Raw genomic sequence first — 13,523 nt, 5'->3', positions numbered from 1 at the left:
AAATGGTAGGCACAGCCACCGCCACGCTCCGGAGGGACAACGTCAGTTCAAAATCGCAATCAGCCGCCCGATACGGCTGTAAAGACCGCCAACTGCGCGTCAAAAGCACGCTTGAAGGCAGGCCGCGCCTCGCCGCGGCTGACATAGGCGTGAAGCTTTGGATATTCGTTCAAAATGCCCGATGCCTGCAACCTGCGCAGCACCGATACCATCATCAGGTCGCCGGCGCTGAATGCACCGTCGAGCCAGTCGGCGTCGCCAAGGCGAGCTGAAAGATCACCCAGTCGATCGCGGATGCCTTCTTCGATGAGCGGACGGCGCTGTTCGTACCAGGGCTCATGGACGCCGCGGTTGATGATTGGTGGCTCTACGGTACTGAGGGCAGCGAACATCCAGGCGATGGCGCGGGCACGACCGTTCGCGTCATCCGGCAGCAGGCCCGAGTGATGTTCTGCGATATGAAACACGATCGCCCCCGATTCGAAGAGAACGAGGTCGCCTCGCTCATAGGTCGGGATTTGCCCGAAGGGCTGACGCGCGCGATGTGCGGGCTCCTTCATCTCTTTGAACGACACAAGGCGAACCTCGTAAGGCTCTCCCACTTCTTCAAGTGCCCAGCGAACCGGCATATCTCGCGCCAGTCCCCGGCCACGGTCTGGCGATCGTTCAAAGACGGTGATGATGGTTTGTATCTCGTTGCTCATCGTCCTCTCCATTCATGGCGCGCTATTCCAGGGACGATTGAAGCCGGATCCATCCGACACCGGGTCGACAAAATTTTCCACCAGGGACGGGGGAAGAGGGTGTCGGCATGCAAGAAACGGCCGCCTGCCCATAGGATCCAGCGGCCGTTTACGCCTTGAGAACCGGCGCTGATATCAAGCCGCTTGAGCCGACGCGAGCCGCAGCGCAATCCGTGCGACGCGTTCGCCGTAAGCGCGGGCGGTTGCGAGATCGCCGACCGACATTTCGCTCGGGGCTGCATCGGCGTCGGACTGGGCCATGGGCGCGATATACGATCCCATCCTATTGGCATCGTCACGCTTGGACGCCTTCACGTTTGCCGGCTTCATACCCAGGCTGACCCACAGACCGCCGTGCTGTCCCGCCAGAAGGACGAAATATTCGAGGGTGTTGAGCTTGTCACCGTTCAAACTGGCGCTGTTGGTGAAGCCTCCGAAGACCTTGTCCTGCCATTTGTTGGCAAACCAGGCCTTCGAGGACGTGTCGGCAAATTTCTTAAACTGCCAGCTTGGACCACCCATGTAGGTCGGCGATCCGAAGATGATGGCGTCGGCAGCATCCAATGCAGCCCAGGCCTCGTCTGAAAGGTTGCCGTCGGCGTCAATAGCGTAAAGCGTACCGCCCGCCCCTTCTGCGACGGCCTCCGCCATCCTCTGAGTGTGGCCGTAGCCGGAATGATAGACGACGGCTGTATTTGCTATGCGATGTGACATGATGATCTGGCCTCCTTGGGGCCGTGGCTTTGCGCAGTCCGGAGGCGGTTTCGCTCCGTACGGCGGCTTCTTTCAGAAGAGGTTGATTGCGAGAGCTCGGGTGACGTCGAGCGCCTGGTGACGGAAGGTTTTTCGGCCAGTCACGCGGGAGCTCTCAGGGTGATGAACACTTGTGCCGCGAAATGCTCAAGCATGGCCGCTGGCGCCGGCCAGCATCAGCAGCAGCAGCAGGAACAGCATCGGCGGCGGTAGCTCGCGATAGTTCCGGATACGGACAATGGCCGCAACCGCCGCGAACATGATGCAGGCGCCCAACGCAACCCCGATATATCGACCGCCGGCTGTAACGAGCAGCACTGCGGTTAGGAGTTCGAGTGCGCCCGTGACCCAGCACCACCAGAATGGAAATCCGAGCTGCACGAAGCCCGCGCGGACTTTCGAATGGCCGCTCATATTGACCATGGCCCCGACGAGAAACGCGGCTGCGGACAGCCACACCAGGACGGTGTTGAGCACCGTTGTGCCCGTGAAAATTTGAACTGGAATATCCATCGCTATTCACTTCTCCAGCGAGCCATATCGCAACGAGTTCTTATAGCGATGTCATATAATCTAGCGTTGCTAGTTTGTCAATCGACGTTCCTTTTGATAGCTTCAACGTCAGAGAAATCGACGAATGAAAGCGGGAGCCAAGGTGGGTATCAGTGAACGCAAGGCCCGGGAAAGGGAGGAACGCGGCCGCAGGATCGTTGTCGCTGCGAGGACGATTGCCGAACGAGACGGCTGGGCTTCGGTCACGATCCGGCGCCTTGCCGACGAGATCGAATACAGCCAGCCGGTTCTCTATTCGCATTTCCAAAATCGCGATGAAATCGTCGGAGCAGTCGCGCTCGAAGGTTTCGGCGAGCTGGCGGGGATACTCCGAGCCGCGATCCGGCCGTCGTCCACGCCCGAGGAGGCCGTGGAGAGTGTCGCGACCGCCTATCTCGATTTCGCCTTCGCCCGACCGGCGATGTACGAGGCGATGTTTATCCTCCCCACCGGTTTGCGCTTCGCCAGATCCGATACACCACCGCAGCTCCGTGCGGGCTTTGGAGCCATGGCGACGGTGATCGCGCCATTCGCCCAGGATGTGGATACCGCTACAGAGACTTTCTGGGCTGCGCTCCACGGACTGGCAGAGCTCGAGCGCCACGGCAGAATAAGGCCCGCTTTTCGGTCCCCGCGCATCGCCCTTATCACGCGCATGGTGTCGGGTCAGTTCGAGCGATAGCTCCGTCATCTGCTAGCCGCTACTGCGATTGTCGCGGTCGGATCAACGCTGCCACGGCAATAGCCGTGGCGATGACGCCACCCGCCGCGCAAAGCCAAAAGGCGAGACGAACGCCACTCGCGAGGTCGTCGGCAGTCACCCTGCCTCCTGCGAAACCGGCATAAGCATTGGCAAAGCCCACAAGGACGGCAAGGCCAACAGCATTGCCGATGTTCATCGTGGTCGACGCCATCCCTGATGCAACGCCTTGTTCGTGATCGGGCACTCCGGAACCGGCAATTATCCACATCGCCGTCCACACGACACCCTGACCGATCCCCGAGACGAGCAGACCCGGAACGATGGCTGCATAGCTGCTTTCAGGCCACGCCCCGGCCACCATGATGACCGTACCCGCCGCCCCTACCAGCATTCCTGCGATCAGTGTCGATCGGGCCGAAAAGCGTGATGCATAACGCTCGCCGATTTGAGTGCCGGCAGCAATGGCGAGTGAGGGAACGAGGAAGGCAAGACCTGTCTCCGAGGCTGTGAAGTGATGGATGTCCTGAAAGAGCACCGTCAGGAAATACGGCAGGGCTCCAAACGTACCCATGCAGAGAAAGGTGATGGCCATGCTCGCCACCAGCATGCGGTTGCCGAACAGCCTGAGAGGCATCAATGGATCGCGACTTTTAGACTCGATGATCATGAATGCCAGGAGCAGAAGCGCCGATAGACCGAAGGCCCAGAGAATAGGTGCGGCATTCCACCCGAACACTGGCCCCTGGACGAGCGCAAACACCAGCAGAGTAGCGCCTCCGGTAACCGTCAGCGCTCCCGGCAAGTCGAAGGAGCGGCCATGAGACACACGAGGATCTCGCGGGATGACGAAAAAAGCTGCGACGATTGCAATCAAGGCAAGGAAGACATTGACGAAAAACACCGACGGCCAGCCGAAAGCGCTCGTTAGAAAACCGCCGGCAAGCGATCCGATCGTAAGACCGCTGGCACCCGCACCTCCCCAGACTGCTAAGGCCCGGTTTCGCGCTGCCCCCTCTGCAAACAGTCGGTTGACGAGGGAGAGCGTCGCAGGAAAGAGAAAAGCGCCGCCAATGCCTTGGATAGCTCGCGCCGCGATGATGATTGCGGGCTCCCAGGCCAATCCCCCCACCAATGAGGATGCCGCATAGAGCCCGAGCGCCGTGATAAACAACCGGCGTTGGCCGATAAGGTCCGCCGCACGCCCGCCGAATAGCAGAAAACCGCCACAAAAGACCGTGTAGGCACTGACGACCCACTGCAGCGTCTGACCCGAGAAGCTGAGGCCCTCGCCGATTTTAGGCAAGGCGACGAAGACGATGTTGATATCGAGCGAGATAATCAACTGTGCAAACGCGAGGAGCGCCAGCGCAGCCGTTCGGTTGAAATTCGCCGCGCCTGCCCCGACTGATGGTCTTTCTGCAATGTGGTCCATTACCCTCTCCGTCAATTCTTTGTCGATCAACAAATAATGTGAAGCTTGCATAGCCGAGTCAAGACTATTATTTGTTGAATGACAAAGATTGAGGTCAGGCATGGCTGGAAGACCGCGGGAATTCGATCGTGATGAGGCGCTGGCCAAAGCCCGCGACCTCTTCTGGGAACGAGGCTACGAAGGCGTCTCGATGGCCGACCTCGTCGACGCCATGGGCATAGCGTCGGCGCGCATCTACGCCGCTTTCGAATCGAAAGAGGCCTTGTTCCATGAAGCGGTCACGCTGTACGCCTCCGGCGACGGCGGATTTGCCACTCGTGCCCTCACTGAGGAACCGAATGTTCTCAATGCCTTCGAGCGGCTTCTGCGGGATGCAGTCTTGCTCTATACGCGCCCCAATCACCCACACGGCTGCATGATCGTGATGGCGGCCACCAACTATACGATCAATAACCGGGCCGTCCGTACGCGGCTCGGCCGATACCGGAGGGACCGCGCTGCGTCCCTATACGAGCGTCTGAAGAAGGCGTCGGAGGCCGGCGAGTTGAAACCCGATGCCGACCCCCGCGCATTGGCGGAATTCTACGCCGCTTTTCTTCACGGCCTATCGGTGCAGGCGGCCGATGGCGTGCCAAGAAACGTCCTGCTGTCTACATTGTCCCACGCGCTATTGCCGTTGAAGAGCGCGTTATCGGACGGCTGACGATCTCAGAACCGATTTCAGCCGCATCGCACTGTGCTGTGGTGAGAACTTCAATCCACAGGGAGCGAATTCGTTTCAACTCCGCTGCCCTTGCGAAACTGGCTTGGGGGAGCACCTATAATGCGCTTGAAGGCACGGCTGAACGATGCTTCTGCGTCATAGCCCAATCTCTGCGCAACCACGGACACACGCATTCCATTGCGCAGCCATTGAAGGGCTTGATACATGCGGACCCTCGCCACGTAGCGCGCCGGCGTTTCGCCCACGACTTTCAGGAACCGCTCCGCAAAGCCCGAGCGTGAGATGCCCATCAGGTTTGCAAGTGCCGCCAAGCTCCAGTCACGGTCCGGCTCGAGGTGAATTGCAGCCAGCACCCGGCCGATCTCCGGGTTACGCACCGCGGCAATCCAGCCGGTGGTATCGCCGCAGCCATGTTCAACCCAGGTCCTGATCAATGTTGCGGTCAAGACATCGGCAAGCCTCGCCAGTATGCCACCCGCGCCGACCCGATCCATCTGCACTTCACGCGTCATGGCGTCGAGCAAATGCGGAATCGCCGGCTCTTTCTTGGCCAGATCGCTGGTGAGCATGATGTCGGGCATTAACCGCAGCAGCGGATGAAGGTTGTCGATATTGAAGCGCATCGCCGCGGTCAAAGCCACCGTTCCCCCACACGCATCCTGGCACTGGAGATCGAAGACATCCCGGCAGACTTCCTTGCGGTCAAATTGCTCGAAAGGCACGGGCGGAATGCCTGGCTCGCTTGCAATCATATGCGCGTTGCCACGCGGCAGAAGCGCAGCATCGCCGGGTCCCAATGGAAGCCAATCGCCTGAAGGCGCCTGAAGCCAGGCGGAGCCGGATGAAATGAAATGCAATCTCGCCGACGACTGCGGCGCAAAATAGGTTGCCCACGGCTCTGAGAGCCGACAGCGCCCATATTCAACACCATCAAGCCGCAAGCCCCTCAGCATCTCGCTCAGAGCATCATGAGTCTCACCAGCATTGTCTTTGGACGAATAGTCAAGCATCTCGGATTTCCTAGCATGGAAAGTACAGACTGTCACCACTACCTTTTGCTCGATGGCAGCAACAGCAAGCCAAGACATCTTAATATAGGACCGCCCGCCATGGCAGACAGCGATTTCAAGCCAATTTCATCTCCTCACAGCCAGCCGGCGGTGGAGGCATCCCACCGACCCAGATGGGATGCCGTCGTCGCCCTGGCTCTCGGCGTGTTCGGTCTCGTTACGGCGGAATTTCTCCCTGCCAGTCTGCTAACCCCAATCTCTTCCGACTTAGGTCTCTCTGCCGGGGAAACCGGCCAAACAGTCACGGCAACGGCTGTCGTCGCCGCATTTGCAGGCCCGGGTATCGTCATAGCCACTCGAAGCTTCGACCGACGCCGTGTGCTCTTTGGCTTGACCGCTCTTCTGATTCTTTCCTGCATTCTGGCGGCAACCGCCAACAATTTGATTTCGCTCCTCGTATCACGAGTTCTGCTTGGTGTCGGGCTCGGCGGTTTCTGGGCAATGGCCGGTGCGCTTGCAATGCGGCTGGTCCCGATTGAACATCTTCCCCGGGCGATGGCAATGATCTTTACCGGCGTCTCCCTCGCCACCGTCACGGCAGCCCCGCTCGGCTCCTATGTGGGGTCGACCCTTGGATGGAGAGCGTCCTTCGTCCTGGCCGGAGCTGTCGGTGTGCTGGCATTGATTGCCCAGGCTGTCACCGTGCCGTCACTGCCACCGGCAGGTCACGCAGGTTTGTCAACGCTCGGAGCCGTTCTGACCCGGCCTAAGATCCGGGTGGGTCTGCTCACGACACTTCTCGTCGTTGCAGGCCATTTTGCAGGTTTCACTTATATCCGCCCCTATCTGGAGGGTATCGCCCACCTCAAGGTCGAGATGGTGTCGCTGGTGCTCCTCGCCTACGGCGTCAGTGGTTTCTTCGGCAATGTTGTCGGTGGCATGATCGCGGAGCGCAGTGCTGCTGTTGGTACCGTCTTCTCGTCGAGCCTGATCGCCGTTGCTGGCGCTATCTTCGTAACCGTGGGCGCGTCCGAGCTCGCGGCAATTGTCGGAGTTGCTATTTGGGGGTTTGCCTTCGGCGCATTTCCTGTCTCCATCCAGAGCTACATCACCCGTGCTGCTCCCGACGAAGCTGAAAGCGCAGGAGCATTGCTTCTGACCGCTTTCCAGGTCGCTATTTCGAGCGGAGCGGTCTTAGGCGGCGTATTGATCGATCTGCAGGGGCCGCTGGGCGTCATGTCGTTCCTCGGCGTCGCATGCCTTGCGGGAACCATCGTGATGGCAGCGCGAGGCGGCAAGCAGACCGCGCTCGCCCAGAGCTGAACGCCAAGGTTGCGCGGTTACCACCGAGAAACGAGGGTGGCTTCCGACCCGCAGATAGGCGGCGGTCGGAAGCAACCTTAGGTGCGCCGCGCAATCGAAGCACTCGCTCGCGCGGCAGCGATCGAGATAGCCCAGTCTGGGCCAACATCCTTTCGCAACACGCCATCATTCCATATAGGCCGCAAGCTCCTCAGGCGTTCCTGCGGGAAAAGCTTCCTTTAGATAGTCCAGAAAAGCAGACACACGGGCGCTGAGCAACCGCCGTGTCGGGTATAGCGCCCAAAGCGCAGTCTGAAATCCTTCCACCTCGCCCCAGCTCACCAGCCTGCCAGCGGCCAAATCCGGAATGGCGAGCGATAGGGGTAGACGCGCCGCTCCTGCTCCCGCTCGAACGGCATCGCGAACCATGATGAAGGACGAGACGCTCAGAACCGGCTGCGCCGCGACTAGCAATTTTCCCGACGACGACGTCACCTCCCACGATTCAGCCTGGTTCATCGGCCCACGGGTGACGGCGGGAACGGCATCGCTGCCTGCCGGGCGCGGCAGGTTGGGACTTGCCACGACGACCAGCCGATCGCGCAGGAAGACACGGCCGACAAGACTTTCATCCGGCTCCGGATTCACGCGAATAACTACATCATAGGCTTCTTCGATCATGTCGACGGCCCGGTCTTCCGTCGTGATCTCCAGCTGAACTTCGGGATATTTCCGAACGAATCCTGCTGCGAGCTTTCCCAATGCCGTCTGCGAGAAGAGCAAGGGTGCGCTGATCCGCAACCGGCCGCGGGGGCTGTGTCCACCTGAAGCGATCGCCTTCGCCGTCTCGTCGAGCTCGGTCAACAGTGCGCCGGTTCGCTCGAAGAGTGCCCGCCCCTCCTCCGTCAGCTTCAGTACCCGTGCGCCGCGCTCGAACAGCCGCAGGTCGAGACTTGCCTCCAGCTCGGCCACGCGCCGGGACAAGGTTGCCTTCGGTCTGCCGGCTGCGCGAGCGGCTTTGCCGAACCCGCCATGGCGGGCGACCAGATTGAAATCGGCGAGAGCAAGCAAATCCATGTGTTTCACCAGCGAGACAGTAAGTCCAAATACAGCGTCTACCGGGATAAATGTGGATCATTAAATTGATGACTGTCAACTGAACACCCCAACCGGAGTAACCACAATGACCATTCTCGTTACAGGCGCCACCGGCCGTGTCGGCCATCACGTCGTCGATCAACTCGTCAAGCGCGGCGCAAAGGTCCGCGTGCTGACCCGTAACCCTTCGAAGGCCAATGTCCCGGCTGGCGTCGAAGTCGCTCAGGGCGACCTGCTCGACATCGATGCCTTGCGCAGCGCCTTCCATGGCATAAGCACCCTCTTCCTGCTGAATGCCGTTACCGGCGATGAATTCACCCAGGCGATCATCACGCTCAACATCGCCCGCGAGGCAGGTGTCGAACGGGTCGTCTATCTCTCCGTGTTCGAAGCCGATCGCGCGGTGAACGTGCCGCATTTCGCCGTCAAGTTCGGCGCCGAGCGCATGCTCGTACAGATGGGCTTCAGCGCCACCATCTTGCGCCCGACCTACTTCATCGACAACGAGCTGATGATCAAGGACGTAATCCTCAATCACGGCGTCTATCCGATGCCGATCGGCAGCAAGGGAGTTGCCATGGTAGACGCCCGCGACATCGCCGAAGTCGCTACCATCGAGCTGATCCGCCGCGATGAGGCTCCCGGCAAGCTGCCGATCGAGACGATCAACCTTGTCGGCCCCGACACGCTGACCGGCCCGGATATAGCCAAGATCTGGTCGGACCTGCTCGGCAGGCCGGTTGTCTACGGCGGAGACGATCCCACCGGGTTCGAGCAGAACATGGCAAGCTTCATGCCGAAATGGACCGCCTATGAGATGCGCCTGATGGCGGAACGCTACGTCAGCGACGGCATGATCCCCGAGGCCGGCGACGTCGAACGGCTGACCACAATCCTCGGCCGCCCGCTGCACAGCTATCGTGACTTTGCAACGGCGATTGCGGACGCAGCATAGCGCTGGCCGCTCACCTCGATTTCGCCCTTGTGTATCGGTCCTGATTTATTCAGCTGCCACCGTGCCGGTTCACTCACGGACGAGGTTCCGCCGATGCCCGATAGTGAGCAACGTCCCATACAGCGCATCCAAAAGGTGCGCTGTATCATTATTCGATGCACATCACGTGTCACCAGGGCCTGTTTATCGGCCGTCACGCCGGTAATGAAAAGGCACTTGAGCCGGTGACGTAACGTCTTCTTTTTGCACGGCCGAGCCTTATGCGGCTTCGTCTCAGATAAACGTTCTGGATGCCCTTGAAAGGCTTTGCGAGGACGATAGGTAATCGAACCATCTCGGATAAGGTCCACTATGATTAGCAAACTTATTGTCACATGAGGATAGCGAAAAACTGATAGGGCGTTGACTGGTGTTTCAGCCAACTATCTATTGCGCTACGCAATCCATGGGGGAAATTGATGCTCGGCACACGATATCAAATCAAGGCGGGCGACACGCTCTGGTCTATCGCCCACGAACATCTTGGCCACGGCGCACAGTGGCCACGTATTTGGCGCTACAATAATCGCCGCGACGTCATCCGCGCTACAGGTCATGGAATTCCTGATCCGGATCTGATCCACGCCGGCAGCACAATTCTTATTCCTATTCTGCCGGGCCAGCGCGACCATCGCAGCAGTGTCCATCACGATACCCATCGCACCCCTCAGCATACTAATCCCTCGACCTCCGCCGCGCAGGCGCCGCATTCTCCATCGCCGCAGCCGCTGCGCGCCGGCAATCCGGCTACGGAGTTGAAAAGGGAATTGCCGCACATTTATTCGCCGATCTCGATCAAGTACCGCTTGAACGATCTGACAATGCCGGTCATCGAGACGCCGACCGCAACGATCGAGTTCCGCATGACGGGCGATATCGTGCTGATGACGGACAAGCGCTACCCGGCAACCTATGTCAGCAATGGCGGGCGGCTGGAGACGCAGATCTCGCAGCAGGCCAACGTTGCCTTCGGCCAGCTCATCGGCGACACGCGCTTCATCTATGATTCGAAGAAAAAAGAAGTGACGGTGCGCTCCATGCTCGTCAGCCAAAGCACGACGCCGAATGCGCCAGCAACCGCTGTTGGCGTCGAGTTCGGCTCCAGCAGCCCGGTTCCGAAGCTGCGCGCCGAGGTGCGTTTTCCCAAGCTTGAGGGCAGAATCGGCCCGTTCCACTACGTTGCAATGAGTGTAGCCTTCGTCATCCTGATCACGCCAAAGGCTCACATCCCTCCGTCGGCCCCCTCACCTCAGGCTGTGCGCGACGCGGTACGCGTCCGCGAGCCTGACGAGGGTACGAACTGGGGTCGTGTCATTGGCACCGGCCTGGTTATTGGCGCTGGCGTCATCGTTGTCGGGACCCTCGTAGAAGACTTCTTCTCCGGCGGTGTCGGCGTTGCCGATGATCCGGCCTCTTTTGCAGCCGCTGGCGCTTCGCTGACACGCGGCCTTGCTATGCTTCGCGGCGCGGCCACCACAGCCCTGCCACGCGCAGCGGTTCCAGCCGCCGTGCATGTCGGCGCCCGTGTTGGGCTTGCACATTGATCATTTCGAGGCGTCTTCTTCTTGGGGCAGCGGTGGTTCTGGCCGGGAGCGGTTCCTACCTTCTCGGCCGGTCCAAGCCGCAAGAGGAGACGATCGCCGATCCTGACGCATATGCGGCCGAGCTTGGCCGGCAACAAGGCGTGAAGATCGGCTTCGGCGATCCCTCGACCTTCTATGTGGCGCCTTATCTGCCCGCTGATGCACCGGTAGAGGGCGTGGCTTTGAGCTCGGCCGACCCCACGGTGGTGAAAGATGCACTGAGCGGCATCGCCAAGGCCTTCGAAGCCTATCCGGAACAATGTCTCGGGCGGATCATCAAGGCAATCTTCATCGCCGGCAAGATTTTGATCGACGGCGCCGAAGCGGGCGGCACCTATGGGCTCGACTGGATTTTCCTCGCCGCCCCCTCCAACGTCTCCGCCGAGACGCGGCGCCTCACCGCGGAGCTCGGCGTACACCACGAAACAAGCTCCTTCGTCTGGCTGCGCAACGATGCCCTGCAGCGAAATTTCGCCGCGCTCGAACCAGCCGGTTGGCAATTTCAGAACAGCGCTACCGATCAAATCGCTCAAAACGGCCAAACCGCGCCACCGGTGGAAACTGGCTTTCTTTCCGCCTATGGCGCAACAACCTCGGAAAATGATTTCAATACCTATGCCGAGATCGTCTTTTCCGATCCGGAGCGCCTGATAAAACTCGCCGAAACCGTACCACTGATCGCAAAGAAACTCGCGCTGACGCTCGATTCCTACATCGCCATTGACGAGCGGCTGCGGGAGACTTTCGCTCGAAACGGCCTGTTGAAAGCTGTGGGGCGGTAAGCCCGGACAAGCGCTTTCAAACAATCGTATAAAAGACAACCGCCGCCGCGCAAAGATCGAAGCTTCTTGGCGCAGCGGCGGCATAAACTCGATTCACCTGAAGATCGTGGCCGCCTATTGCTGTGCGGGCGCGGCTTTCTGAATCTTGTCCTGGACCTTTTTCACAAGCGCCGGATCGTTCTTTGCGGCTGTCAGAATGGCGTTATATTCGTTCACTGACATGCCCGGCGAGGTCTGAACGGCCTGCACCATCTGCTTGCTTGCCTCGGTTTTCAGCTGTTGCTTTGCAGTTGGATCCTGGGTCGCGCCGATCTTGGCCGAGTATTCCTGCCTGATCTTGTCCACCTGGAGATAAGCAACAGCAAAGGCCTCTATTTTCTGGTCGCTGACGGGTGCAGCCGCCGCATTGCTGTCGGGCTGCTGTGCTGGCGCAGGTGGCTGCTCCTGTGTGGCTTGCTGTGCGAAGGCCTGATTGCCGAGAAGCATCAAGCTCAAGACTGCGGCGGTCAACGATGCAGAGCGGATATGACGAACAATCATCTCAATTCCTCTTCAGTCGTGCTGGGGAAACACCTCTTTGATGGCGTAGAGCGAAGGGTGGCATATCGTTTCGATATCACCGCCGGTTAGGTTTCAGGAGGGATCCGGCGGCAATGTGGCCCTCAGACGTTTTCTATGGGGTCATAGAACGGCGACGCGTTGGCCATAGAGCGGCAGCTTTATGGCAGCAGTTCCGCTTCAGCGCGGGCTCCTGCGAAGGACACAAGTGCCACCGAGCCGCAGCCACTGTTGTTGAGCAACCATCCCGCCATGCAGGACGGCGGGATGGCAGCGATCTTTACTTTTCGTCAGGGAAGAATGACGACCTCAACCCCCTTCGCACTTCAATCGCCGAAATAACGGTCGCATGTACCGTTCACCTTGGGGTTCAAGCGGCCTTGGCTATCTCGATAATCTTGGCGAGTGCTGACAGCTCCTCCGGCGTCAGATCGGTCAGGGGCGGACGCACCGGGCCGGGGTCTTTGCCGAGAACCTGCAGACCGGCCTTTATGATCGAAACAGCATAACCTTTTTTTCGATTGCGTAGAGCGACGAAGGGGAAGAAAAAGCCGGTAAGGATTTCATCCACCGTTGCCTGGTCTGCGCTCCGCAACGCGCTGTAAAAGCGCTGGGCAAGTGCGGGAATGAAATTGAAGACGGCCGAGGAGTAGGTCGTGACGCCGGCAGCGAAATAGGCCTGGGCATAGACCTCGTGCGTCGGCATGCCGCCGACATAGACGAGGCGGTCCTTGAGGGTGGTCGTGATCTCGATCACCTTATCGACATCGCCAACGCCATCCTTGCAGCCGATAAGGTTGGGGCACTCATCGGCAAGCCGCGCGATGCTGTCGGCGCTGAGCACCGCATTGTCCCGATTATAGATAATGACACCGATCCCGATGGATTGGCAGACCGCCTTGACATGGGCGATCAGACCGGCCTGTTCCGAAGACATGAGGTAAGGCGGCAAAAGCAGCACCCCATCGGCTCCGGCCTTCTCAGCCGACTTGGCGATCTCGATGGCGAGCGACGTGCCGTAGCCTGTTCCGGAGATGATCGGCGTATTGCCGGCGGATGCCTTCGCGGCGCGGACAACCTGCGGAATTTCTGCCGGATTGAGGGAGAAGAATTCACCCGTTCCGCCGGCCGCAAAAAGGGCTGCAGCCTCATAGCCCGCCAGCCATTCGACGTGGCGGCGGTATTTCGCCTCGTCGAATTTAAGGTCGCTGTCGAAATGGGTGACGGGGAAGGACAGCAGGCCGCTGCCAACCGCCTCTTTCAGTTCAATGGGGTCCATCTTGGAATCC

Annotated in this window: 14 protein-coding genes; 6 read left to right on the top strand and 8 right to left on the bottom strand. The window is 59.7% G+C overall.

Translation table 11 applies throughout. From position 1 onward, the window contains the following. Positions 1-59 precede the first annotated feature (59 nt). The 3 genes from ACYJRZ_RS23840 to ACYJRZ_RS23830 form a co-directional block, all read right to left on the bottom strand. Complete coding sequence (locus ACYJRZ_RS23840) at positions 60-704, bottom strand: glutathione S-transferase family protein (protein WP_459463182.1); 645 nt, start codon at positions 702-704, stop codon at positions 60-62. 174 nt (positions 705-878) lie between these two features. Further along, positions 879-1,457, bottom strand: a complete 579-nt coding sequence (locus tag ACYJRZ_RS23835) for a flavodoxin family protein (protein WP_459463180.1) — start codon at positions 1,455-1,457, stop codon at positions 879-881. Positions 1,458-1,643: 186 nt separating this feature from the next. Then, positions 1,644-2,009, bottom strand: coding sequence for a DoxX family protein (locus ACYJRZ_RS23830; RefSeq protein ID WP_459463178.1), 366 nt, complete (start codon positions 2,007-2,009; stop codon positions 1,644-1,646). A 142-nt stretch (positions 2,010-2,151) separates the two neighbouring features. Here ACYJRZ_RS23830 and ACYJRZ_RS23825 point away from each other — a divergent pair, with 142 nt between their 5' ends. Then, the gene (locus ACYJRZ_RS23825; protein ID WP_459463177.1) at positions 2,152-2,730 is read left to right on the top strand and encodes a TetR/AcrR family transcriptional regulator; all 579 of its coding nucleotides are present in this window, start codon (positions 2,152-2,154) and stop codon (positions 2,728-2,730) included. 19 nt (positions 2,731-2,749) lie between these two features. Here ACYJRZ_RS23825 and ACYJRZ_RS23820 read toward each other — a convergent pair whose 3' ends face one another. Beyond that, positions 2,750-4,183: an MFS transporter gene (locus tag ACYJRZ_RS23820; protein ID WP_459463175.1), complete on the bottom strand. Its 1,434-nt coding sequence runs from the start codon at positions 4,181-4,183 to the stop codon at positions 2,750-2,752. Between the two features lie 100 nt (positions 4,184-4,283). Between ACYJRZ_RS23820 and ACYJRZ_RS23815 the strand changes: the two genes are divergently transcribed. After that, entirely contained in the window at positions 4,284-4,886 is a 603-nt protein-coding gene (locus ACYJRZ_RS23815; protein ID WP_459463173.1) for a TetR/AcrR family transcriptional regulator, read from the top strand. Between the two features lie 50 nt (positions 4,887-4,936). Here the strand turns inward: ACYJRZ_RS23815 and ACYJRZ_RS23810 are convergent, their stop codons facing one another. Continuing rightward, entirely contained in the window at positions 4,937-5,917 is a 981-nt protein-coding gene (locus tag ACYJRZ_RS23810; RefSeq protein ID WP_459463171.1) for an AraC family transcriptional regulator, read from the bottom strand. A gap of 99 nt (positions 5,918-6,016) precedes the next feature. On the opposite strand from ACYJRZ_RS23810, the gene ACYJRZ_RS23805 reads away from it, so the two are divergent. Continuing rightward, positions 6,017-7,240: an MFS transporter gene (locus tag ACYJRZ_RS23805; RefSeq protein WP_459463169.1), complete on the top strand. Its 1,224-nt coding sequence runs from the start codon at positions 6,017-6,019 to the stop codon at positions 7,238-7,240. Between the two features lie 165 nt (positions 7,241-7,405). Here ACYJRZ_RS23805 and ACYJRZ_RS23800 read toward each other — a convergent pair whose 3' ends face one another. Further along, entirely contained in the window at positions 7,406-8,296 is an 891-nt protein-coding gene (locus tag ACYJRZ_RS23800) for a LysR family transcriptional regulator (protein WP_459463167.1), read from the bottom strand. A 106-nt stretch (positions 8,297-8,402) separates the two neighbouring features. On the opposite strand from ACYJRZ_RS23800, the gene ACYJRZ_RS23795 reads away from it, so the two are divergent. From ACYJRZ_RS23795 to ACYJRZ_RS23785, 3 genes are all read left to right on the top strand, one after another. Continuing rightward, positions 8,403-9,272, top strand: coding sequence for an SDR family oxidoreductase (locus ACYJRZ_RS23795; protein WP_459463165.1), 870 nt, complete (start codon positions 8,403-8,405; stop codon positions 9,270-9,272). Between the two features lie 458 nt (positions 9,273-9,730). Next, positions 9,731-10,855: a LysM peptidoglycan-binding domain-containing protein gene (locus ACYJRZ_RS23790; RefSeq protein WP_459463163.1), complete on the top strand. Its 1,125-nt coding sequence runs from the start codon at positions 9,731-9,733 to the stop codon at positions 10,853-10,855. Further along, entirely contained in the window at positions 10,852-11,676 is an 825-nt protein-coding gene (locus tag ACYJRZ_RS23785) for a hypothetical protein (protein ID WP_459463161.1), read from the top strand. The genes ACYJRZ_RS23790 and ACYJRZ_RS23785 overlap by 4 nt, the downstream gene beginning before the upstream one ends. Positions 11,677-11,790: 114 nt before the next feature. Here ACYJRZ_RS23785 and ACYJRZ_RS23780 read toward each other — a convergent pair whose 3' ends face one another. Together ACYJRZ_RS23780 and kdgD are read right to left on the bottom strand one after the other, a co-directional pair. Beyond that, a complete protein-coding gene (locus tag ACYJRZ_RS23780; RefSeq protein WP_459463159.1) occupies positions 11,791-12,216 on the bottom strand; it encodes a DUF4168 domain-containing protein in 426 nt (141 codons plus the stop codon). Positions 12,217-12,604: 388 nt separating this feature from the next. Beyond that, positions 12,605-13,513, bottom strand: coding sequence for a 5-dehydro-4-deoxyglucarate dehydratase (kdgD, locus tag ACYJRZ_RS23775; RefSeq protein ID WP_459463157.1), 909 nt, complete (start codon positions 13,511-13,513; stop codon positions 12,605-12,607). Positions 13,514-13,523 lie beyond the last annotated feature (10 nt).

It is taken from the genome of Rhizobium sp. No.120, from assembly GCF_054558365.1.
This window is presented reverse-complemented; position numbering and strand designations above follow the sequence as displayed.